This window comes from Streptomyces sp. NPDC012835 (genome assembly GCF_042900885.1).
GTDB lineage: Bacteria > Actinomycetota > Actinomycetes > Streptomycetales > Streptomycetaceae > Streptomyces.
Genome location: NZ_JBIBBW010000003.1, coordinates 281,891 through 303,211, shown reverse-complemented (window position 1 = coordinate 303,211; position 21,321 = coordinate 281,891). Strand labels below are relative to the sequence as shown.

Annotated in this window: 20 protein-coding genes; 11 read left to right on the top strand and 9 right to left on the bottom strand. The window is 72.4% G+C overall.

Going from position 1 to position 21,321, the window contains the following annotated elements; genetic code table 11:
* The first annotated feature begins 166 nt into the window (after window positions 1-166).
* From ACFY6S_RS14665 to ACFY6S_RS14645, 5 genes are all read left to right on the top strand, one after another.
* Window positions 167-1,669, top strand: coding sequence for an aldehyde dehydrogenase family protein (locus ACFY6S_RS14665; RefSeq protein ID WP_388815938.1), 1,503 nt, complete (start codon window positions 167-169; stop codon window positions 1,667-1,669).
* 140 nt (window positions 1,670-1,809) lie between these two features.
* A complete protein-coding gene (locus ACFY6S_RS14660; RefSeq protein ID WP_388815935.1) occupies window positions 1,810-3,369 on the top strand; it encodes a GMC family oxidoreductase in 1,560 nt (519 codons plus the stop codon).
* On the top strand, window positions 3,366-4,739 hold the full coding sequence (locus tag ACFY6S_RS14655; RefSeq protein WP_388815933.1) for a glycine betaine/L-proline ABC transporter ATP-binding protein: 1,374 nt from the start codon (window positions 3,366-3,368) through the stop codon (window positions 4,737-4,739). Before ACFY6S_RS14660 ends, ACFY6S_RS14655 begins: the two co-directional genes overlap by 4 nt.
* A complete protein-coding gene (locus ACFY6S_RS14650) occupies window positions 4,736-6,703 on the top strand; it encodes an ABC transporter permease subunit (RefSeq protein WP_388815931.1) in 1,968 nt (655 codons plus the stop codon). Before ACFY6S_RS14655 ends, ACFY6S_RS14650 begins: the two co-directional genes overlap by 4 nt.
* A 1-nt stretch (window position 6,704) precedes the next feature.
* Complete coding sequence (locus tag ACFY6S_RS14645) at window positions 6,705-7,670, top strand: ABC transporter substrate-binding protein (protein WP_388815928.1); 966 nt, start codon at window positions 6,705-6,707, stop codon at window positions 7,668-7,670.
* A 70-nt stretch (window positions 7,671-7,740) separates the two neighbouring features.
* Here ACFY6S_RS14645 and ACFY6S_RS14640 read toward each other — a convergent pair whose 3' ends face one another.
* The 3 genes from ACFY6S_RS14640 to ACFY6S_RS14630 form a co-directional block, all read right to left on the bottom strand.
* Window positions 7,741-8,091, bottom strand: coding sequence for a hypothetical protein (locus ACFY6S_RS14640; RefSeq protein ID WP_388815925.1), 351 nt, complete (start codon window positions 8,089-8,091; stop codon window positions 7,741-7,743).
* 1,071 nt (window positions 8,092-9,162) lie between these two features.
* Window positions 9,163-9,309, bottom strand: a complete 147-nt coding sequence (locus tag ACFY6S_RS14635; RefSeq protein ID WP_389462341.1) for a hypothetical protein — start codon at window positions 9,307-9,309, stop codon at window positions 9,163-9,165.
* A gap of 247 nt (window positions 9,310-9,556) precedes the next feature.
* A complete protein-coding gene (locus ACFY6S_RS14630) occupies window positions 9,557-10,045 on the bottom strand; it encodes a carboxymuconolactone decarboxylase family protein (RefSeq protein WP_388815919.1) in 489 nt (162 codons plus the stop codon).
* 47 nt (window positions 10,046-10,092) lie between these two features.
* Between ACFY6S_RS14630 and ACFY6S_RS14625 the strand changes: the two genes are divergently transcribed.
* The 3 genes from ACFY6S_RS14625 to ACFY6S_RS14615 all read left to right on the top strand — a co-directional run bounded on the left by ACFY6S_RS14625 (window position 10,093) and on the right by ACFY6S_RS14615 (window position 12,379).
* Window positions 10,093-11,631 carry a PLP-dependent aminotransferase family protein gene (locus ACFY6S_RS14625; RefSeq protein ID WP_388815916.1) on the top strand — a complete coding sequence of 513 codons (1,539 nt, stop codon included), beginning with the start codon at window positions 10,093-10,095 and terminating at the stop codon, window positions 11,629-11,631.
* A 108-nt stretch (window positions 11,632-11,739) separates the two neighbouring features.
* Window positions 11,740-12,120, top strand: coding sequence for a VOC family protein (locus ACFY6S_RS14620; RefSeq protein ID WP_388815914.1), 381 nt, complete (start codon window positions 11,740-11,742; stop codon window positions 12,118-12,120).
* Window positions 12,121-12,229: 109 nt separating this feature from the next.
* Entirely contained in the window at window positions 12,230-12,379 is a 150-nt protein-coding gene (locus ACFY6S_RS14615; protein ID WP_388815911.1) for a hypothetical protein, read from the top strand.
* Between the two features lie 36 nt (window positions 12,380-12,415).
* Here the strand turns inward: ACFY6S_RS14615 and ACFY6S_RS14610 are convergent, their stop codons facing one another.
* The 3 genes from ACFY6S_RS14610 to ACFY6S_RS14600 all read right to left on the bottom strand — a co-directional run bounded on the left by ACFY6S_RS14610 (window position 12,416) and on the right by ACFY6S_RS14600 (window position 14,760).
* Window positions 12,416-13,180, bottom strand: coding sequence for an SDR family NAD(P)-dependent oxidoreductase (locus ACFY6S_RS14610; protein WP_388815906.1), 765 nt, complete (start codon window positions 13,178-13,180; stop codon window positions 12,416-12,418).
* A 101-nt stretch (window positions 13,181-13,281) separates the two neighbouring features.
* A complete protein-coding gene (locus ACFY6S_RS14605; RefSeq protein ID WP_388815903.1) occupies window positions 13,282-13,866 on the bottom strand; it encodes a TetR/AcrR family transcriptional regulator in 585 nt (194 codons plus the stop codon).
* A 36-nt stretch (window positions 13,867-13,902) separates the two neighbouring features.
* Window positions 13,903-14,760, bottom strand: coding sequence for a hypothetical protein (locus tag ACFY6S_RS14600; RefSeq protein WP_388817948.1), 858 nt, complete (start codon window positions 14,758-14,760; stop codon window positions 13,903-13,905).
* Window positions 14,761-14,948: 188 nt separating this feature from the next.
* Here ACFY6S_RS14600 and trpS point away from each other — a divergent pair, with 188 nt between their 5' ends.
* Together trpS and ACFY6S_RS14590 are read left to right on the top strand one after the other, a co-directional pair.
* Window positions 14,949-15,962 carry a tryptophan--tRNA ligase gene (trpS, locus tag ACFY6S_RS14595; protein WP_388815900.1) on the top strand — a complete coding sequence of 338 codons (1,014 nt, stop codon included), beginning with the start codon at window positions 14,949-14,951 and terminating at the stop codon, window positions 15,960-15,962.
* 61 nt (window positions 15,963-16,023) lie between these two features.
* The gene (locus ACFY6S_RS14590) at window positions 16,024-16,617 is read left to right on the top strand and encodes a 2'-5' RNA ligase family protein (protein WP_388815897.1); all 594 of its coding nucleotides are present in this window, start codon (window positions 16,024-16,026) and stop codon (window positions 16,615-16,617) included.
* 65 nt (window positions 16,618-16,682) lie between these two features.
* Here ACFY6S_RS14590 and ACFY6S_RS14585 read toward each other — a convergent pair whose 3' ends face one another.
* Window positions 16,683-17,438 (bottom strand): decaprenylphospho-beta-D-erythro-pentofuranosid-2-ulose 2-reductase, encoded by a 756-nt coding sequence (locus ACFY6S_RS14585; protein WP_388815895.1) that lies wholly within the window; start codon window positions 17,436-17,438, stop codon window positions 16,683-16,685.
* A gap of 49 nt (window positions 17,439-17,487) precedes the next feature.
* A complete protein-coding gene (locus ACFY6S_RS14580; protein ID WP_388815892.1) occupies window positions 17,488-18,978 on the bottom strand; it encodes an FAD-binding protein in 1,491 nt (496 codons plus the stop codon).
* 164 nt (window positions 18,979-19,142) lie between these two features.
* Here ACFY6S_RS14580 and ACFY6S_RS14575 point away from each other — a divergent pair, with 164 nt between their 5' ends.
* Complete coding sequence (locus tag ACFY6S_RS14575) at window positions 19,143-20,102, top strand: YihY/virulence factor BrkB family protein (RefSeq protein WP_388815889.1); 960 nt, start codon at window positions 19,143-19,145, stop codon at window positions 20,100-20,102.
* Here the strand turns inward: ACFY6S_RS14575 and ACFY6S_RS14570 are convergent.
* Window positions 20,050-21,297 (bottom strand): D-alanyl-D-alanine carboxypeptidase family protein, encoded by a 1,248-nt coding sequence (locus ACFY6S_RS14570; protein WP_388815886.1) that lies wholly within the window; start codon window positions 21,295-21,297, stop codon window positions 20,050-20,052. The two genes, ACFY6S_RS14575 and ACFY6S_RS14570, sit on opposite strands and share 53 nt — an antisense overlap.
* Window positions 21,298-21,321: the final 24 nt, after the last annotated feature.

The following is a 21,321-nucleotide window of genomic DNA, read 5'->3' as shown; positions in this document are numbered from 1 at the left end:
GCGGCCCGGCGGGACAGCCGCGCCCCGCGCCGGGGCGCGCCCCGCCGCGTGACTCTGAGCACTTTCGGTCAGGGGTCACGCATGCTTTCCGCCCCTCGGGGCAGGCGCCGGGATCGCCAGTTCTCGCTGGTGGGGAACGTTCCGGTTAGGGAAGGCAATACGCGACGTGTCGGCACAACAGACGATTCATGTGGACGGAAAGTGGCGTGAAGCCGCCTCCGGCGCCACACGCGACATCCTCGACCCCGCCGACGCGACGGTGCTCGCCGTCGTGTCCGAGGGAGGGGCCGAGGACGCCGACGCTGCGATCGCCGCGGCCCGTACGGCATTCGACGAGGGCCCCTGGCCCCGCACCCCGGTGGCCGAGCGGGCCGGGCTGCTGCGGCGCACCGCCGAGCTGCTCGTCCGCAACCGGGAGAAGATAGCCCTGCTGGAGAGCCGGGACTCGGGCAAGACCGTGGAGGAGGGCCGGGTCGACGTCGACTGCGTCGCCGATGCCTTCCGCTACTTCGCCGACCTCGTGATGAACGAGAGCGGCGGCCGGGTCGTCGACGCGGGCTCCGACACCGTCCACAGCGTGGTCGTGCACGAGCCCGTCGGCGTCTGCGCACTGATCACGCCGTGGAACTACCCGCTGCTCCAGGCCAGTTGGAAGATCGCCCCGGCGCTCGCCGCGGGCAACACCTTCGTGATCAAGCCGAGCGAGATCACCCCGCTCTCCACGGTCGACCTCATCGACCTCCTCGCCGAGGCCGGTCTGCCGCCGGGCGTCGCCAATCTCGTGACCGGCGCCGGCGACCCGGTCGGCGCCCGGATGTCCGCGCACCCCGATGTCGACCTGGTCTCCTTCACCGGCGGGCTCAGCAGCGGTACGAAGGTGATGCAGGCCGCCGCGCCCGGCGTGAAGAAGGTCGCCCTCGAACTCGGCGGCAAGAACCCCAACGTCGTCTTCGCCGACGCCTGCGCCACGGAAGAGGGCTTCGACACCGCCGTCGACCAGGCGCTGAACGCGGCCTTCATCCACAGCGGCCAGGTCTGCTCCGCCGGTTCGCGCCTGATCATCGAGGAGTCGGTGCGCGAGCGCTTCGTCGCGGAACTCGCCCGCCGCGCCGACCGCATCCGGCTGGGCCGGGGCACCGAGCAGGGCGTGGAGTGCGGGCCGCTCGTCTCGGCGGCGCAGCTCGCCAGGACCGAGGAGTACGTGGCCTCCGCGCTCGCCGAGGGCGCCGTGCTGCGCGTCGGCGGCGGCCGTCCCGACCCGTCGGACGTACGGCCCGAGGGCGGCTACTTCTTCCGGCCGACCGTGCTGGACCAGTGCCACCGCGAGATGCGCGTCGTACGGGAGGAGGTCTTCGGTCCCGTCCTGACCGTCGAGACGTTCCGTACGGAGGACGAGGCCGTCGCCCTCGCCAACGACACCGAGTACGGGCTCGCCGGCGGCGTCTGGACCGCCGATCCGGGGCGCGCGCGGCGGGTCGCCGGGCGGCTGCGCCACGGCACCGTGTGGATCAACGACTTCCACCCCTACCTCCCGCAGGCGGAGTGGGGCGGCTTCGGCAAGTCCGGCATCGGACGCGAGCTGGGGCCGGCCGGGCTCGCCGAGTACCGCGAGGCGAAGCACGTCTACCAGAACCTGGAGCCGCGCCCGGTGCGCTGGTTCGCGGGCTGACCGGCCCCCCGGGCCGGGCCGTCGAACCGCTCGCGGGCCGGGCCGGCGGGCCGTCGCCCGGCCCACCCCCGGAGCCTTCCCCGACCCGCCCCCGGGCCGAGATCGTCACGTCACACCTCCAGCAGAGGAGCAGAACACGCATGGCATCCACGGCCGAGTACGACGCCCAGTACGACTACGTCGTCATCGGGGGCGGCACCGCCGGCTCGGTGATCGCCTCCCGGCTCACCGAGAATCCGGACCTCAGCGTCGCCGTCATCGAGGGCGGCCCCTCCGACGTCGACCGCCCGGACGTGCTGACCCTGCGCCGCTGGATGGGGCTGCTCGGCGGGGAGCTGGACTACGACTACCCGACCACCGAACAGCCGCGCGGCAACTCGCACATCCGGCACAGCCGGGCCCGGGTGCTGGGCGGCTGCTCCTCGCACAACACGCTCATCGCGTTCAAGCCGCTGCCGTCCGACTGGGACGAGTGGGCCGCCGCCGGCGCCGAGGGCTGGGACGCCGCCGCGATGGACCCGTACTTCGGGCGGCTGCGCAACAACGTCGTGCCGGTCGACGAGCGCGACCGCAACGCCATCGCACGCGACTTCGTCGACGCGGCGCAGGAAGCGCTGGGCGTCCCGCGCGTCGAGGGCTTCAACCGGCAGCCCTTCCACGAGGGCGCCGGTTTCTTCGATCTCGCCTACCACCCGGAGGACAACAAGCGCTCCTCCGCCTCCGTCGCCTATCTCCACCCCTTCCTCGACCGCCCCAACCTCCGTCTCCTGCTGGAGACCTGGGCCTACCGGCTGGAGCTGGACGGCACCCGCGCCACCGGCGTACGGGTACGGACGGCGGACGGCGAGGAGCGGCTGATCGAGGCCCGCCGCGAGGTCCTGGTCTGCGCCGGGGCCGTCGACACGCCCCGGCTGCTGCTGCACTCCGGCATCGGCCCCCGCGCCGACCTGGAGAAGCTCGGCATACCCGTCGTCCACGACCTGCCCGGCGTCGGGGAGAACCTCCTCGACCATCCCGAGTCGGTGATCGTCTGGGAGACCGACGGGCCCATCCCGGAGAACTCCGCGATGGACTCCGACGCGGGTCTGTTCGTCCGGCGCGACCCGGCCGCCGAGGGGCCCGACCTGATGTTCCACTTCTACCAGATCCCCTTCACCGACCATCCGGAGCGACTGGGGTACGAACGCCCCGAGCACGGCGTGTCCATGACCCCGAACATCCCCAAGCCGCGCAGCAGAGGCCGGCTCTACCTCACGAGCGCCGACCCCGAGGTCAAACCGGCCCTGGACTTCCGCTACTTCACCGACGAGGACGACTACGACGGCCGCACCCTCGTGGACGGCATCCGGATCGCCCGCCGGGTCGCCGCGTCCGAGCCGCTGGCCCACTGGCTGAAGCGGGAGGTCGCTCCCGGGCCCGGGATCACCTCCGACGAAGAACTGAGCGAGTACGCCCGTAAGTGCGCGCACACCGTCTACCACCCGGCCGGCACCTGCCGGATGGGCGCCGCCACCGACGAACAGGCCGTCGTGGACCCCGAACTGAGAATCCGGGGGCTCGACGGCATCCGCATCGCCGACGCCTCGGTCTTCCCGACGATGCCCGCGGTGAATCCCATGATCGGAGTCCTGATGGTCGGGGAGAAGTGCGCGGAACTGCTCACGGGAGCCACCGCCGACGAGGAAGGGCTGAACCGATGAGCGAGACCAACGGCAGCACGGGCACAGGAACAGGCACGGGCACGGGCACGGGCACGGGAACGGCTACGGACGCGGGAACGGCTGCGGACGCGGGCGCCGGTACGCGTGCGGGTACGGGTACGGGTACGAGGACAGCCGGGAGCGCGGACGTCGCCGGCAAGGACCTCACCCCGCCCGGCACCGAGTCCGAGGTGCCGGAGCGCCCGCCGGTCTTCGCCGTCCGCGACCTGTGGAAAGTCTTCGGCCCCAAGGCCGAGCGCGTCCCCGCCGACCCGGAACTCGCCGCGCTCACCCCGGCCGAGCTGCGCGAACGCACCGGCTGCACCGCCGCCGTACGCGATGTCTCCTTCGACGTGCGCAAGGGCGAGGTCTTCGTCGTCATGGGCCTGTCGGGCTCCGGCAAGTCCACCCTCGTCCGCTGTCTGACCCGGCTCATCGAGCCGACCTCCGGCACGCTCGCCATCGACGGCGAGGACGTCCTGTCGATGGACAGGACCCGGCTGCGCGAACTGCGCCGCCACCGCGCCGCCATGGTCTTCCAGCACTTCGGCCTGCTGCCGCACCGCTCCGTGCTCGACAACGTCGCCTACGGCCTGGAGATCCAGGGGATGGGCCGCGCCGAACGCCGCGAGAAGGCCGCCGAGGTCGTCGTCAAGGTCGGCCTCGAAGGGCTGGAGGACCGCAGGCCCGGCCAGCTCTCCGGCGGTCAGCAACAGCGCGTCGGACTGGCCCGCGCGCTCGCGGTGGACCCTCAAGTCCTGCTGTTCGACGAGCCGTTCAGCGCGCTCGACCCGCTGATCCGGCGCGAGATGCAGGAGGAGGTCATCCGGCTGCACCGCGAGGAGCACCGCACGATGGTCTTCATCACCCACGACCTCAACGAGGCGCTGCGCCTCGGCGACCGTATCGCGCTGATGCGCGACGGCCGGGTCGTCCAGCTCGGCACGCCCGAGGAGATCGTCGGCCGGCCCGCCGACGCGTACGTACGCGACTTCGTCCGCGATGTGCCGCGCGAGCAGGTGATCACGGTGGGTACCGCGATGCGCGACCCGGAGCCGGGCGACACCGCCTCGGGTCCCGCGCTGGCGCCGTCCGCGACCGTCTCCGAGGCGATCGAGGCCGTCGCGCGCTCGGGTGACCCGGCGGCGCGCGTGATGGACCGGGGCAGGCTGCTCGGGGTCGTGGACCGGGAGGGGCTGCTCGGCGTCGTCGCCGGTACGGCCGAGCCGCTCGGAGCCGACGCCGCGGCCGACACGCCGGCCGGGGCCGGGGCGGTAGCCGGAGCCGGGGCTGCGGCCGGGACCGCGCCCGCGCCCGCGCCCTCGCCCGAGGCCGATACCGCTTCCGGAGAGGCGGCCGCGCTGCGATGACCACCGCCTCTCCCACCGCCGCGCCCGCCGGGCGCGGCGGCCCGTCCGCCCTGCTCGCGAACCGTACGGTCACCGGCAAGCTCCTGCCGTTCGCCGTCTTCGCCGCCGTCCTTGTCCCGCTCGCCCTCACCCGCTGGTCCGGCTCGACCGCCTGGCCCGACGCGCTCACCGTCGACCTCTCCGGGCCGCTCGGTGACGCCAGCGAATGGATCATCGACAACCGCGACCACCACCCCCTCTTCCTCTACTTCTTCGGGCACGTCAGCAACGCCGTGGTGCTGTCCGTACGCGCCGTGTACCTGCTGCTCCTCGCCGTCGGCTGGGCGGGCGTCACCGCGGCGGCCGGGCTGATCGCCTGGCGGGTCGCCGGCGTACGACTGGCGCTCACCACCGCCGTGGCCTTCGCCCTCTGCGGCGCACTCGGCATGTGGGTGCCGACCATGCAGACGCTCGCGCTGATGGTGGTGGCCGTGACCGCGTCCGTGGTGCTCGGCGCGCTGCTCGGACTCGCGGCCGGGCTGTCCGACCGGTTCCACCGGATGACGCGCCCGCTGCTCGACACCATGCAGGTGCTGCCCGCCTTCGCGTATCTGCTGCCCGTCGTGCTGATCTTCGGGATCGGCGTCCCGGCGGCGGTCCTGGCGACCGTCGTGTACGCGGCGCCTCCCATGGCCCGCCTCACCGCACTCGGGCTGCGCGAGGCCGACGGCGGTGTCATGGAGGCCGTCGCCTCGCTCGGCGCGACCGCGCGGCAGCGGCTGCTGACGGCCCGGCTGCCGCTCGCCCGCAAGCAACTGCTGCTCGGCCTCAACCAGACGATCATGATGGCGCTCTCCATGGCCGTGATCGCGTCCGTGATCGGCGCCGGCGGCCTCGGCGACCGCGTCTACCAGGCACTCGCCTCGGTCGACGTCGGCGCGGCGCTGGCGGCCGGGCTGCCCATCGTGCTGCTCGCCGTGGTGCTGGACCGTACGACCAACGCGGCCGGCTCCGGCCTCGACCGCACGGACGGACCCCGCTACCGCACCGGTTGGCGCGGCTGGTCCCTCGTCGCGCTGGGCGTCGCACTCGTCGCCGTCGCCGGGCGCCTCACGGGCCGGCTCGACTGGCCGTCCGGCGGGACCGTGGCCATCGCCGAACCGGTGAACCGCGTCGTCGACTGGATGACCGACCACCTCTACTCCGGAGTCCCCGTCATCGGCGGCACCGCCGACTGGGCCGGGCACTTCACCACCTGGATCCTCGACCCGCTGCGCGGCGGCCTCCAGGCCCTGCCCTGGTGGGCCCTGCTGCTGGTCGTCGCCGCGCTCGCGCTGCTCATCGGCACCTGGCGGACCGCGCTGACCGCCGTACTCGCGATGGCCGCGATCGGCGTCCTCGGCGTGTGGAAGCCCTCGCTCGACACGCTGTCCCAGGTGCTGGCAGCCGTGGCCGTCACCCTGGTCATCGGCTTCGCCGCCGGGATCGCCGCCGCCCGCAGCTCCCGCTTCGAGGCGCTGCTCAGGCCGGTGCTCGACGTGTTCCAGACGCTCCCGCAGTTCGTCTACCTGATCCCCGTCGTGGCCCTGTTCGGCGTGGGCCGCGCCCCGGCGGTCGCCGCCGCCGTGGTCTACGCGCTGCCCGCCGTCGTCCGCATCACCACCCAGGGGCTGCGGCAGGTCGACGCGGCCGCGCTGGAGTCGGCGCGCTCGCTCGGAGCGACCGGTGGCCAGCAGCTGCGCCAGGTCCAACTGCCGCTCGCCGCGCCCGCGCTGCGGCTGGCGCTGAACCAGGGCGTCGTCCTCGTACTCGCCGTCGTCATCATCGGCGGTCTGGTCGGCGGCGGAGCGCTCGGTTACGACGTGGTCTTCGGCCTGGCCCAGGGCGACCTGGCGACCGGCCTGGTCGCGGGCGCAGCGATCGTCTGCCTGGGGCTGACGCTCGACCGCGTGACGCAGCCGACGGAACGACGGAAGGGCGCCTGAGATGCGTATCCACAGGAAGATCGCCGCCCTCGCCTCGGCGGGCGCGCTCGTCGCCCTCACCGGCTGCGGCGCGGCCGACATGACCAAGCAGGCGTCCCCGTACGCCAACGCGGGCGGCTCGAAGAGCGTCACCCTCTCCGTGCAGTCCTGGGTCGGCGCACAGGCCAACGTCGCGGTGGCGACGTATCTGCTGGAACACGAACTCGGCTACCGCGTCGACACGGTGCAGGTCGACGAGGTGCCCGCCTGGGACGCCCTCAGCCAGGGCCGGGTCGACGCCATCCTGGAGGACTGGGGCCACCCCGAACAGGAGCAGCGCTACGTCACCGACAAGAAGACGATCGCGCCCGGCGGCGAACTGGGGGTCACGGGCCACATCGGCTGGTTCGTACCGACGTACTTCGCCGAGCAGCACCCCGACATCACCGACTGGCACAACCTCGACAAGTACGCGGACCAGCTCCGTACCGCCGAGAGCGGCGGCAAGGGGCAGCTGCTGGACGGCTCGCCGTCGTACGTCACGAACGACAAGGCGCTGGTGAAAAACCTGGGGCTCGACTATCAGGTGGTGTTCGCCGGGTCCGAAGCGGCGCAGATCACCCAGATCAAGCAGTTCGCGAAGGAGAAGAAGCCCTTCCTCACCTACTGGTACAAGCCGCAGTGGCTCTTCCAGAAGGTCCCCATGACCGAGGTCAAGCTCCCGGCCTACAAGGAAGGCTGCGACGCCGACGCGAAGAAGGTCGCCTGCGCCTATCCCCACACCCCGCTCCGGAAGTTCCTGAACGCCGACTTCGCCCGCGAGGGCGGCGGCGCGGCGGCTCTGCTGAAGAACTTCGCCTGGACGACGGAGCAGCAGAACGAGGTCGCCCTGATGATCGCGGACCGGAAGATGTCCCCGGAGGCGGCGGCCGAGAAGTGGGTCGAGGAGAACGGGCCGACGTGGAAGAAGTGGCTGCGCGACTCCTGACACGGCTCCGCCCCGGTACAGCGTCGCGCGCTGTACCGGGGCGGTGGCGTGACGGGGGCAGCGCCGGGAATCAGACCTTCCAGAAGATAACCGACCCGAAATACCAGTGGCCTCCGCGATCCACGCCGGTCTTCCCCGGGGCAATCTTGCGGGTCGCACCCTCGCAATTAAACCCGTAGTAGACAGTGGCGGAAGCATCGGTGCCGTTGTACGCGTAGTATCCGCGGTCTCGACCGTTGCCGGGAACGGTGTAGCACTTCCCTTCTTCCGGGTCGGTGATCTTGAGTTCGAGCTTCTTCATGTTCACCGTGTCGCGGAGCTTGTACTCCAATGTTCCCGTGGCCGCGTTGGCCGGGGTGGAAACGGTCAGCAGAAGCGTGAGTGCGCCGAGGCCGGCAGCCACGGTGTTGCGAAGGCGCATACGTTTTCCCTTTCCTGAATGTCGCAGAACGAGTGCGGGGCGAATCGCCCGAGAGGAATGAATAGCACATCTTGCAAAAAGTGCCACGAAAAAACGATTCCTCGTCACTCGTTCAGGGGTCCCCCGATCCCGAAAGCCCTCGCAGCTACCTAGGGCAGCGGGGATGAGCGCCTGCGGGCGTATGCGGTCGCGTGTGCGCCATGCCTACCTGTATGCGAATCCGTGGTGTGTGTGGTGTGGGAGGCCGTCGAACGTGGTGGGGATTTTCCCGCTGTCGCACCGCGAGTTGCCCGAGCGACGAGGCCGGTCCGGAGGCTGCGACGAATCCTCGGCCGTTGTGTGTGCCGTGCTGTAACCGCGAGTCGCACGGAGGCGGCCTGGCGAATGTGCTGCGGAAACGCGTTCCCGCCGAGAGACCGGCGAGCGTCCGCCTGTCCGGCCGAAGGGGAGTGCTCCTGAACCCGCTCCCGAAACTCCCCGATTTCGCACGGCTTCTCTGGGCGCCTGAATTCGGATTTCGGCCGTCAAAGGGGCGTGAGAATCAATGGCCGACCGGTGTGGACGGCTGATCCGCCCGAAGCCCCGCACTCATACCCCTTGAACAGAGTGGCGAGTGCGAAGCATTGGCGAGTCGCTCAGCGGCCTTTCGGTTCCCCAGGTGAACGGCCTGCACGCTCATTCCACGCAGCGGGGTGCGACGGATGAGGTGATCAGGTCTGGGCGGACTCCATCCGCCGCACGACGACCGGCCGGTTGGGGACGGTAAGGGCGACAGCGAAGAGAGTTTCCCCGACAACACTTCGGCGGGACGGGTCCGCGTCATGTCTCCCCGAGCCGATCCGCTTGACCGCCGTACTCGGATGGACGCGCGACTCGCTCCGCGACCGGCGTGCGCTGTGAGTAGGCGTCAAGGTGCCCGGAGCGAGGGGAGATCACCACGCCAGGAGGCGGGGCGGCCATGGATGGCCAGGGGACAGCGGCGGTGGCCCCCAGAAGTGACGCCGGGACAGCCCTTAGGCGACGCGTCCGGACTGGGGGTCTCTGGGGGGCTCGCTCCGGACTCCGGTTCCGTCAGGTGCGGGTGCGGGTGCGGGTGCGGGTGCCGGTGCCGGTGCCGGTGCCCGTGCCGGTGGCGTTCGCCGTGCCGGTCGCTGTGCCGGTCGCGTCGCGGAAGGAGTCGGCCGACCGGTGGGGTGTCGATCCGCGAACGGTCGGCAAGACCGTGTTCGCCGAGATCGGCCTCACGCCTCGGGCGCGGTGACCGCCGCCGTGGCCTACGAGACCTGCTGGGGTGTGGTCGCCCCGGCCATCAGCTTCGCCACGCTCGTACGCGGCGTGCTCCGTGCGGCCGGATCGCCGGGCGGGCGAGGGCGGGCCGAAGCCGCCGCCCGTGGAGCCCGAGGCGACGTACTCGGTCACGGACGCCGGCTGCCGTAGCGCCGCGATCGGCGCCCGGCGGCGCCCGTCAGTGCTCGAACTGACCGGCCTCGTATCCGCCCGGCACCCTCCGGGTCGTCACGCCGAAGCGGTTCCACGCGTTGATCACCGCGATCGCGGCGATCAGCCGGGTCAGTTCGGTCTCGTCGAAGACCTTCGCGGCCCGCTCGTACACCTCGTCCGGCACGAAGCCGTCCGTCAGGACGGTCACCGCCTCGGTCAGTTCGATCGCCGCGATCTCCCTCGGCGTGTAGAAGTGCCGCGACTCCTCCCAGGCACTGAGCTGCACGATGCGCTGGACCGTCTCGCCCGCCGCCAAGGCGTCCTTCGTGTGCATGTCGAGGCAGTACGCGCAGTGGTTGATCTGCGAGGCACGGATCTTGACGAGTTCGAGCAGTGCCGGCTCCAGGCCCTCGCGGGTCGCCCGGTCGAGCCGGATCATCGCCTTGAAGACCTCGGGGGCGGCATCCGCCCACTCCAGACGGGGGGTGTGCGGGGCCGCGTATTCGTTCGTCATACCTACAAAGCTACGCGCCCGGTGGCGCAGGCGTATGGTCCATTTCCATGACGGATTCCTGGGCCAATCCGCAGGCCGGTACGCGCGTCGGCGGAGTGGACCTGCACCTCGATCCGCGCGGCTCCGGGCTGCGTTCCGGCCTGATGGACGCGCTGCGCGAGGCGGTACGCGGCGGACGGCTCGCGCCCGGCACCCGGCTGCCGTCCTCCCGTACGCTCGCCGCCGATCTGGGCATCGCCCGCAACACCGTGGCCGCCGCCTACACCGAACTCGTCGCCGAGGGCTGGCTCACCGCCCGGCAGGGGTCGGGGACACGGGTCGCCGCGCGGGCCGTGCCCCGGCGGGCCGAGCCCGCGCGGGCCGCCGCGCCCGACCCGCGCGGGCGGCCCTCGTACAACCTGATGCCCGGCACCCCCGACCTCGCCTCTTTTCCCCGCCAGGAGTGGATCAGAGCCGCCCGCCGCGCGCTGACCGCCGCACCGCACGACGCCTTCGGGTACGGACGTGGCGAGGAGAGCGGCCGGATCGAGCTGCGCACCGCCCTCGCCGGTTACCTGGCGCGGGCGCGCGGGGTGCACGCTTCGCCCGAGCGGATCGTGATCTGCTCGGGCTTCGCGCACGGGCTGGCGCTGCTGGGCAAGGTGCTCAGGGCGCGCCGGGTGCGGGAGGTGGCCGTCGACGCGTACGGGCTTCCCGCCCACCGGAGCATCCTCGCCGAGGCCGGACTGCGGACGCCCCCGCTCGCGCTGGACGCGCGCGGCACCCGTACGGACGAGCTGGTGGGGCCGGGCGGTACGGGGCGGGCCGCCGGTGTGGGAGCCGTACTGCTCACCCCCGCCCACCAGTTCCCCACCGGCGGCGCCCTGCACCCCGAACGGCGGGCGGCGGCCGTCGACTGGGCGCGCGCCACGGACGGGCTGGTCCTGGAGGACGACTACGACGGGGAGTACCGGTACGACAGGCAGCCCGTGGGGGCGCTCCAGGGACTCGACCCCGAGCGGGTGGTGTACCTGGGCACGGCGAGCAAGTCCCTGGCGCCGGGGCTGCGACTCGCGTGGATGGTGCTGCCGGAACGGCTGGTGGGGGAGGTGGTGGCGGCGAAGGGGGAGACGGACCGGCTGTCGGGCACGCCGGACCAGCTGACGCTGGCGGAGTTCATCACCTCGGGCGCCTACGACCGTCAGATCCGCGCCGCGCGCGGGCGCTACCGGCGCCGCCGCGACCAACTGACCGCCGCCCTCGCGGACGCCGCCCCGGAGGTCCGCGTCACCGGCATCGCGGCCGGACTGCACGCGGTCGTCCAACTCCCGCCCGGCACCGAGCAGTCGACGCTCGCGGCGGCCCGCGACCAGGGGCTGGCGTTGCAGGGCCTGTCCTACTTCCGGCACCCGTCCTTCCCGCACTCTTCCTTCCCGCACCCGTCTTTCCAGCACCCGTCTTTCCAGCACCCGTCCTTCCCGCACCCGTCCTTCCCGCACCCGGCGGCGCCGCCCGGCCCCGACGCGCTGGTGGTGGGGTACGGAACGCCGTCCGACAGCGCGTGGGCGGGCGCCCTGGAGGCGCTGTGCCGTGTGTTGCCGTCGTGACAGCGGGGCCGGTCCGTTTTAGGCTTCCTTGTGCGGCATCGCGTGCCGGTCACCGGCCGGGTGAGGCATGGAGGTGCCCGTGAGACTGCCTTACGGAGGCAATCCACCGTGTCCGTTCAGTTGAACCACACCATCGTCCACTCCAAGGACAAGCATGAGTCCGCGGCCTTTTTCGCGCACATCATGGACCTCGAAGTCGCCCCGGAATTCGGTCCGTTCGTCCCCGTCGTACTGAGCAACGACGTGACCCTCGACTTCGCGACCCTCCCGGCGGAGTCGATCACCGCGCAGCACTACGCCTTCCTGGTCACCGAGGCGGAGTTCGAGGGGATCTTCGGGCGGATCCAGGCGGACGGGCTCGACTACTGGGCCGACCCGCACCAGAAGCAGCCGGGCGAGATCAACCGCAACGACGGCGGGCGCGGGGTCTACTTCCTCGACCCGTCCGGTCACGCGCTGGAAGCGATCACCCGGCCGTACGGCGGCTGACCGGCGGGCGGAGAAAGGTTTGCGCGCGGCTCGACGGGGCGGGTGGGTCTCACGGTCGGGCCTCCGGCACACGGCCGGGGGTCACGACCGTGAGAGGAGGGACAGACCCATGATCGCCATGATCGTCGCGCCTGTCTCCTCCCGGGGCGTGCCGCGCATCCGGGTGGCCGTGGATCTGGGCAACGTCCCGATGGCGAAGGCGTTCCGGCGTGCCGCATACGTCGGCTTCGAGCGGGAGACCAACATGACCTGGAGCTGACGGAGCCGCTCGCCCTCCCGTGCGCCGCCGTGCTCGTCAGGCGGCGGCGCCGCCGTCGACCACCAGGTCGGTGCCGACCACGGAAGCCGCCTCCGGCGAGGCCAGGTAGAGCACGGCCGCCGCCACCTCGGCGGTGGAGGAGACCCGGCCCAGCGGCGACTCGTCCGTCATCCGCGCCGCCCGGTCGGTGTCCGTCTCGCCCGGCCGCAGCGACATGGCGGTGGCGACCGGGCCGGGGCTGACGGCGTTGATGCGGACCCCGTCGGCGATGTGGTCCAGGGCGGCGGCCCGGGTCAGCGCGGAGACGGCCGCCTTGGCCGCGATGTAGCCGGCCGCGCCCGGGATGCGGGTGTGCGCCCCCAGGTTGGAGGAGATGTTGACGATGGCGCCGCCGCCGGGCTGGTCGCGCATCCGGGCGATCTCGGCCTGGAGGCTGAGCAGCACGCCGGTGACGTTGACGTCGAGCAGGGTGTGCCAGTCCCGCTCGGCGAGATCGGCGACGGGCGTGCCGCCCCGGAAGACGCCCGCGCTGTTGACGGCGATGTCGAGGCCGCCGAAGCGTTCGACGGTACGGCCGACCAGGTTGCCGACCTCCGGGGAGCGGGTCACGTCAGCGGTGATCGTGACGGCCGTACCGCCTTCCTTCCCGATCAGGGCGACGGTCTCGTCGAGCGGGGCGGCGGTGCGGCCCGACACGACCACCGAGGCCCCTTCGGCGGCGAAGGCGCGCGCGACCGCGCGGCCGATGCCCGAACCGGCTCCGGTGACGAGGACGGTCTTGCCGGTGAAGCGAGCGGACATGGTGACGACTCCCTTGTCGGGTTCCGAACGGGATTGATATTTGATCGTACGTTCCAGAATGTGGGCAGCGTGCGGGCACCCGTCGAGGGGTGGTGCGGCGGTCAGTCCAGCAGTGCCAGCGCCTGGTCGGCGGCCTCGCGGACCCTGGCCGGGTCGCTCGACGCCTTGCCGGTCACCCGCAGCCCCTGCATGAGGACCAGCAGCATGCGCGCGAGCGCGCGCGGATCGCGGTCGGTGCGCAGCTCGCCCTGGGCCCGCGCCCGCAGCAGCGCGGAGTGCAGCAGGGTCTCCAGATGGTCCCAGCTCGCCTCGACGCGGCGGGCCGCCGCCGGGTCGCGCGCGGCGAGTTCGGCGGCGGTGTTGGTCACGAAGCACCCGTTCAGGCGGTGTTCGCCGGTGCCGGCCTCGGCGGCGAAGCGTCGTACCACCGCGCGGACGGCGGGCAGCGTGGGGCCCGGCGGGGACAGCTCGCGCAGCAGCTCCCCGTCGCGGGACTCGTTGTACCGGTCCAGCGCCTTGAGGTACAGCTCGTGCTTGTTGCCGAAGGTCGCGTAGAGACTGGCGCGCCCGACGCCGAGACGCTCGACCAGATCCGCCATCGAGGTCGCCTCGTAACCGCGCTCCCAGAACAGCTCCAGGGCTGCCCGCAAGGCGGCGTCCGGATCAAATTCCTTGGTCCTGGCCACCGCTGCACTGTAAGAGATAATGAAACGAGCGGTCAATTATCTCGGGCGGGTTCGCTCCAGCGGTTCCACGGGACCGGCCCCGTCCCGCGCCACCGGCGGCTCCCCGAACCTGGCCAGCGTCAGCGCCCCCGCCACCGCGACCGCGAACCCCGCCACCGCCAGCCACTCCAGCCCGCCGCGGGTGCGGTCGCCCAGCCAGACCACGCCCACCAGCGCCGGGCCGATCGTCTCGCCGAGGACCAGGCCCGCCGTGGCCGTCGTCACCGCACCGCGCTGGAGCGCCGAGGTCAGCAGCAGGAACGCCGCCCCGCCGCCCAGCAGCAGGGCGTAGACCGCCGGGTTGGCGGGGTCCGCCGAGTCGATCAGCCGGACCGAGACCTCCACCACCCCGAACCCGAACCCCGCGCCCAGCCCCAGCACCAGCGCGCGCGGCCGGTCCGGCAGCCCTCCCGCGACCGCGCCGAGCAGCAGAACGGCGCCCGCGACCGCGAGCATCGCCCAGCGCAGGGCGACCGGACCCGTACCGCCGCCCTCCGTCCCCGAGGCCAGCCCCAGCATCGCGAGGCCGCCGCAGACCACCGCGACCGCGCCCCACTCGGTCGCGCTGAGCCGTACGCGCAGCAGCCGCGCCGCCACCACCGCCGTCACGGCGAGACTGGCGGCGAGCGCGGCGCCCACCGCGTAGATCGGCAGCGCCCGCAGCGCCACGATCTGGAGGACGAACCCCGCCCCGTCCAGACCGAGCCCCGCGACGTACCGCCACTGCCGCACCGCCCGCACCAGCAGCGCCGTATCCACCCCCGACCCGGTACCGGGCTCGGCCGCGCGGGCGGCCACGGCCTGGAGGACGGAGGCGGTGCCGTAGCAGACGGCGGCGCCCAGCGCGCAGATCATCCCAAGGAACACAAAGAGGGACTCTAGGCGCCGTTCGGTGCGTTCGGGTCCGGCTCGGTGCGTTCGGGTCCGGCTCGGTGCGTTCGGGTCCGGCTCGGGTCGGCCGCGCCGGGGCGGGTCGGCCGGGCCGCCGGGGTCCGGGCGGTTGCGTCGCGGAGCTGTCGGTCGCACCTGAGACAATGGTGAACATGGCATCCGACAGTCCTCGCGCCCTCTCCGGGATCCAGCCCACCGCCGGCTCGTTCCACCTCGGGAACTACCTCGGTGCGGTGCGCCAGTACGTAGCGCTGCAAGACACCCACGACGCCTTCTACATGGTCGTCGACCTGCACGCCATCACCGTTCCGCAGGACCCGGCCGAGCTGCGCGCCAATACCCGCCTCGCGGTCGCCCAGCTGCTCGCCGCCGGGCTCGACCCGCAGCGCTGCACGCTCTTCGTCCAGAGCCATGTGCCCGAGCACGCGCAGCTCGGCTGGGTGATGAACTGCATCACGGGCTTCGGCGAGGCGTCCCGGATGACCCAGTTCAAGGACAAGTCGGCCAAGCAGGGCGCCGACCGCGCCACGGTCGGTCTCTTCACGTACCCGATCCTCCAGGTCGCGGACATCCTGCTCTACCAGGCCAACGAGGTCCCGGTGGGCGAGGACCAGCGCCAGCACATCGAGCTGACCCGCGATCTCGCGGAGCGCTTCAACGGCCGCTTCGGGCAGACGTTCACGGTGCCGTCGCCGCACATCGTCAAGGAGGTCGGGAAGATCTACGACCTCCAGGACCCGACGATCAAGATGAGCAAGTCGGCCTCCACCCCCAAGGGCCTGATCAACCTTCTCGACGAGCCCAAGGCCACCGCGAAGAAGATCAAGAGCGCGGTCACGGACACCGGTACGGAGATCCGGTTCGACGCCGTCGAGAAGCCCGGCGTGTCCAATCTGCTCACCATCCACTCCACGCTGTCGGGCGTCTCCGTCGCGGATCTGGAGCGGAGGTACGAGGGCAAGGGCTACGGTGCGCTGAAGACGGAGCTGGCGGAGGTGATGGTGGACTTCGTCACTCCGTTCAGGGCCCGCACCCAGGCGTATCTGGACGACCCCGAGACGCTGGACGCGATCCTGGCGGAAGGCGCGGAGAAGGCCCGCGCCGTCGCGGCCGAGACGCTGGCCCAGACGTACGACAGGGTCGGCTTCCTGCCCGCCAAGCACTGAGGTCCCGCTCTCACCCACCCACCCGGCACACGGACTACTACGGACTACTGAGGAGCACGATGTGGGGACCGTAACGCTCGGCGTTTCGATCGCGGTCCCGGAGCCGTACGGCAGCCTGATCCAGGAGTGGCGTGCGGGCTTCGGCGATCCCGCCGCACACAGCATCCCCACCCATGTCACGCTGCTGCCGCCCACGGAGGCCGACGCGTCCGCGCTGCCCGCGATCGAGGCGCATCTCGCCGCGGTCGCGTCGGCCGGCCGGCCCTTCCCGATGCGTCTTTCCGGCACCGGTACGTTCCGCCCGCTCTCCCCGGTGGTCTTCATCCAGGTCGTGGAGGGCGCGTCGGCCTGTATGTGGCTCCAACGGCGGGTCAGGGACTCGTCGGGGCCGCTCGTCCGCGAGCTTCAGTTCCCCTACCACCCGCATGTGACCGTCGCCCACGGCATCGCCGAGGAGGCGATGGACCGGGCATACGAGGAGCTGTCCGACTACGGCGCGGCCTGGAGCTGCGCCTCCTTCGCCCTGTACCAGCAGGGCACGGACGGGGTGTGGCGCAAGCTGCACGAGTACGCGTTCGGCGGCGGCGGGGACACCTCGGCGGTTCCCTCCCAGAGCACCTCGGCCGACCTGGACCGGCCCACGCTGCGCCCCTGAGCGCCGGCTTCCGGGGCGCGGGGCCCGTGTCTGTCGCCCCTGCCCCGGACCCGGCCGCCGGAGGATCAGACCGGCAGCCGCCGGAAGAGCGGACGCGGCAGATGGCGCACCCCCGCCATCACCACCCGGAGCGCCCCCGGCACCCACACCGTCTCCGAGCGTCGCCGCAGCCCCAGCTCGATCGCCGCCGCCACCGCCTCCGGGGTCGTGACCGGCGGTGTCTCCGGGCGCCCCGCCGTCCGCCGGGTCCGGACGAACCCCGGCCGCACCACCATGACGTGCACCCCCGTGGCGTGCATGGCGTCCCCCAGCCCCTGCGCGAACGCGTCGAGGCCCGCCTTGCTCGACCCGTAGATGAAGTCGGCCCGGCGGGCCCGCTCACCGGCCGCCGCAGTCAGCACCACCAGCGAGCCGTGCCCCTGCGTCTGCATCGCGCCCGCGCACACCAGCCCCGCCGAGACCGCCCCCGTGTAGTTGGTCTGCGCGACCCGGACCGCCGCGAGCGGGTCCGCCTCGTCGTGCGCCTGGTCGCCGTGGACTCCGAAGGCGAGCAGCACCATGTCGATGTCGCCCTCAGCGAAGACCTTCCCGAGCGACTCCTCGTGCGCGCCGGGGTCCAGCGCGTCGAAGGCGACGGTACGGACCTCCGCGCCCAGCCTCCGCAGCCGGCCGGCCGCGGTCTCCAGGGCGGGGGAGGGGCGGCCGGCTAGCCAGACCGTACGGGTACGGCGGGCGATCAGCCGGCGCGCGGTGGCGAGCCCGATCTCCGACGTGCCGCCGAGGACGAGCAGGGACTGCGGGGTGCCGAAGGCGTCCTTCATCGTTCAGTGCTCCTTGCGATTGAGCGTGGTCGGGCGTTACGTCGGGGCGTTACAGCGACAGCCGCCGGGACAGGTCCGAGGTGAAGGCCGCCCGCGGATCCAGCTCGGCCCGCAGCGCCCGGAACTCCGCCAGCCTCGGATACATCGCGGCCAGCGCCTCCGGGCGCAGCCGGGCGTCCTGCGCCAGACAGACCCGGCCGCCGGCCGCCGCGACCTCCTCGTCCAGCTCGTCGAGGAACGGCGCGAGCCAGGACCGGCCGGCGACCGGCAGTTCCATGGCGAGCGTCCAGCCGGGCGTGGGGAACGACAGCCAGCCGGGGCCGCCGGCGCCGAAGCAGGTGAGTTCGGCGGGGAAGACCGGGCAGCCCCGGTGCGCGACGCGCTCCACGATCCGGCGCAGCGCCTCCTCCTGCCCGTACCCGACGGCGAACTGGTAGCGGACGAAGCCGTCGCGTCCGTAGATCCCGGGCCGCCGGACCGGGCCGCCCGGCGGCCGGCCGAACGCCGGGAGGTGCCGCAGCTCACCGGTGCGCGCGCGGGGGGCCGTGCGGTACCAGACCTCGTTGAAGAGGGCCGCCGCCGCCCGCCCCACCGGCCCGGCCGGCGGTACGGGCGCGGGCGCGTCGGCGGCGATCCGGGCCGGCCGGTGGGTGAGCGGCCTGCGCCGGGCGCGCGGCGGGAGGGCGCTGAGCGGCGCGTGCTCCCCGCGCAGGAGTACGGAGCGCCCCAGGGCCGTCCCGCGCGCCATCAGATCGACCCAGGCCACGGTGTACCCGGAGGCGCGCCCGGCACCTGTCCCGGAACCCGCCGCGCCACTCGCCCCGGTGCCTGTCCCGGAATCGGCGCCCGCCGTCCCGGTCGCCGCCGTGAGGCGCGCCAGGAGGTCGTCGAGGTCCGTCGCCCGCTCCGTGTCCACCCGCAGCAGCGAGGTCCCGACGCGTCGCAGCCGCACGGTCGCCGACAGGATCACCCCCGTCAGCCCCAGGCCGCCCGCCGTCGCGTCGAAGAGGCGGGTGGAGGGTGGGACCGTCCGCCGTTCGCCGTCCGCCGTGAGCAGCTCCAGCGACTCCACATGGCGGGTGAAGGACCCCGCAGCCGGATGGTTGCCGCCGTGGACGTCCGCCGCGATGGCCCCGCCGACCGTCGTACGCCCGCTGCCGGGCGCCACCGGCGGGTACCAGCCCAGCGGCAGCAGCACCTCCGTCAGCCGGCCCAGGCTCACCCCCGCCTCGCACACGACGACGCCCGCGTTCGCGTCGAGCGCGCGGATGCGGTCGAGCCCCGTCATGTCGAGGACCGAACCGCCCGCGTTCTGCGCCGCGTCGCCGCAGCCGCGCCCCAGCCCGCGCGCGATGGCGCCGCGCGCCCCGCTGCCGCGCACCGCCGCTGCCACCTCGTCGGGCGAGCGCGGGGCGAACCGCAGCGCGGTCGTCGGGGCGGTGCCGCCCCGGCCGGTCAGGGAGACGACGGAATCGTCGTCGTAGTAGTCGTTGTCGTAGTCGTGCGCGTGAGAGCCGTGCTCGGCGGTGTCGACAGACATGGAGGTGACCGTATCGCCCTCATAGCGCATTCTTTGTCGCGTTTGTTGGGCTGCCCGGATGAACTCGTATGAACGGGTGATTGAGCGGCCCGCGCCGAGCGAAGCGGGCCCGGATTCGTGTCGCCTTCCACGCATGTTCGCCGATCCGTGGGTAGATCTTCGCCATGGACTGGCTGAAGAAACTCCCCGTCATCGGTCCGTTCGTGGCCCGCCTGATGCGGACTCACGCCTGGCGCTCGTACGAGACGCTCGACCGCGTCCACTGGGCGCGGCTCGCCGCCGCCATCACCTTCATCAGCTTTCTCGCGCTGTTCCCGCTGATCACCGTGGGCGCCGCGGTCGGAGCCGCACTGCTCAGCAAGGGGCAGCTCGACCGGCTCCAGGCGGGCATCGAGAAGCAAGTGCCCGGCATCTCCGACCAGCTCGACATCAACGCCCTCGTCGCCAACGCCGGCACGGTCGGACTGGTGGCCGGCGCGCTGCTCCTCTTCACGGGCATCGGCTGGGTCGGCTCGATGCGCGAGTGCCTGCGGGCCGTGTGGGAGCTGGACGCCGGCGAAGAGGGCAACCCGGTCGTGCTCAAGGGCAAGGACGGGCTGGTGCTCCTCGGCCTCGGCGCCGTCGGGCTCGCCTCACTGGGCGCTTCGGGCTTCGGCTCCACGGCCATCGGCTGGACCGCCGCCCGCCTCGGCATCCCCGAGGGCGGCGCGGGCGGCGTGCTGCTCCAGATCGCCGCCCTCGCCGTGGCGGTCCTCGCCGACTTCCTGCTCCTGCTGTACGTCCTGACGCTGCTGCCCCGCGTACAGCCGCCGCGCCGCCGGCTCGTGGTCGCCGCGCTCGTCGGCGCCGTCGGCTTCGAGCTGCTCAAGCTGCTGCTCGGCGGCTATATGAAGGGCGTGGCGGCCAAGAGCATGTACGGCGCGTTCGGGGTGCCGGTGGCGCTGCTGCTGTGGATCAACTTCACCGCGAAGCTGCTGCTGTTCTGCGCCGCCTGGACGGCCACGCGCGGGCGCGCCGAGGCGGAGCGGGCGGACGACGGCGGCAGCGGGGACGGGGGCGGGGGCGGCGAGGCTACGGACGCGGACGGCGGCGGACCAGATCGGGCAGCGGCCAGCGCCGGTTGACCAGGAACACGCCTCCCGCCAGCGCGATCAGCACCCCGCCCGCGACGGCCAGCGCGATGCCCACGCCGTCCGAGCCGCCGTTGCTCGCCGCGGTGACCGCCTCGGCGGGAGCGGCGGCCCCCGGCTTCTTCCCGCTCACCGGGGTGGGGCTCGCGCCGGCCTCCTCGGTGGCGGACTTCGGCGGCACCAGCTCGCCGACCGGCGTCACCTTGCCGGCGGCAGCGAAACCCCAGTCCAGCAGCCGCGCCGCCTCCTGGTACACCGCGTGCGGCTCGGTGGACGACGGGTTCATGACGGTGACCAGCAGCTTCCTGCCGTTCCGCTCGGCGACGCCGGTGAAGGTCGTACCCGCGTGGGTGGTGCTGCCGTTCTTCACCCCGGCGATCCCCGGGTACTGGGCGACACCGTTGGCGCCGGTCAGCAGCCGGTTGGTGTTCTGGATCTCGAAGGTCTCGCGCTTCTTCCCCTTCTTCTTCTCCCCGGGGAACTGGGCCGTCGCCGTCGCGCAGTACTCCCGGAAGTCCTTCTTCTGGAGGCCCGAGCGCGCGAAGAGGGTGAGGTCGTACGCGCTGGAGACCTGGCCCTTCTCGTCGTACCCGTCCGGCGAGACGACATAGGTGTCCAGCGCCTGGAGCTCCTCGGCGTGCTTCTGCATGTCCTTGACGGTTTTGCCGATCCCGCCGTTCATCTCCGAGAGCACGTGCACCGCGTCGTTGCCGGACTTCAGGAACACCCCCAGCCACAGGTCGTGGACGCTGTAGGTCAGGTTCTCCTTCACCCCGACCAGGCTGCTGCCCGCGCCCATGCCCTCCAGATCGGCCGGCGCGACCTTGTGCTTGTCGTCCTTGGACATCCGGGGCAGCAGGGTGTCGGCGAAGAGCATCTTCAGCGTGGAGGCCGGGGCCAGCCGCCAGTGCGCGTTGTGCGCGGCCAGCACATCGCCGTGCTCGGCGTCCGCGACGATCCAGGACCGGCCGCTCAGCTTCTTGGGCAGCACCGGCGCGCCCGCCCCCAACTCCACCTGCGTGCCCGCCACACCGAGCCTCGCCCCGCCGACCGTGGACATCGAGGCGGGCGGCTGCGGCTGATTCCGGTCGGGGCCGTCGGCCTTTCCGACCGCCGACGCGGGTACGGCGGTCAGGACGGGCAGAAGCGCGGCGGCGACCGTCACAGCGGTCTTTTTCAGAGCGGACACGACCGAGAACGTACATGGCCCCGG

Bases quoted from the DNA above. Each gene is read 5' to 3' on its own strand.
- ACFY6S_RS14610 (WP_388815906.1), bottom strand. From the start codon at position 13,180: ATGTCCGCTCGCTTCACCGGCAAGACCGTCCTCGTCACCGGAGCCGGT.
- ACFY6S_RS14580 (WP_388815892.1), bottom strand. From the start codon at position 18,978: ATGTCTGTCGACACCGCCGAGCACGGCTCTCACGCGCACGACTACGAC.
- ACFY6S_RS14660 (WP_388815935.1), top strand. From the start codon at position 1,810: ATGGCATCCACGGCCGAGTACGACGCCCAGTACGACTACGTCGTCATC.
- ACFY6S_RS14575 (WP_388815889.1), top strand. From the start codon at position 19,143: ATGGACTGGCTGAAGAAACTCCCCGTCATCGGTCCGTTCGTGGCCCGC.
- ACFY6S_RS14650 (WP_388815931.1), top strand. From the start codon at position 4,736: ATGACCACCGCCTCTCCCACCGCCGCGCCCGCCGGGCGCGGCGGCCCG.
- trpS (WP_388815900.1), top strand. From the start codon at position 14,949: ATGGCATCCGACAGTCCTCGCGCCCTCTCCGGGATCCAGCCCACCGCC.
- ACFY6S_RS14615 (WP_388815911.1), top strand. From the start codon at position 12,230: ATGATCGCCATGATCGTCGCGCCTGTCTCCTCCCGGGGCGTGCCGCGC.
- ACFY6S_RS14645 (WP_388815928.1), top strand. From the start codon at position 6,705: ATGCGTATCCACAGGAAGATCGCCGCCCTCGCCTCGGCGGGCGCGCTC.
- ACFY6S_RS14625 (WP_388815916.1), top strand. From the start codon at position 10,093: ATGACGGATTCCTGGGCCAATCCGCAGGCCGGTACGCGCGTCGGCGGA.
- ACFY6S_RS14655 (WP_388815933.1), top strand. From the start codon at position 3,366: ATGAGCGAGACCAACGGCAGCACGGGCACAGGAACAGGCACGGGCACG.
- ACFY6S_RS14630 (WP_388815919.1), bottom strand. From the start codon at position 10,045: ATGACGAACGAATACGCGGCCCCGCACACCCCCCGTCTGGAGTGGGCG.
- ACFY6S_RS14600 (WP_388817948.1), bottom strand. From the start codon at position 14,760: ATGATCTGCGCGCTGGGCGCCGCCGTCTGCTACGGCACCGCCTCCGTC.
- ACFY6S_RS14640 (WP_388815925.1), bottom strand. From the start codon at position 8,091: ATGCGCCTTCGCAACACCGTGGCTGCCGGCCTCGGCGCACTCACGCTT.
- ACFY6S_RS14585 (WP_388815895.1), bottom strand. From the start codon at position 17,438: ATGAAGGACGCCTTCGGCACCCCGCAGTCCCTGCTCGTCCTCGGCGGC.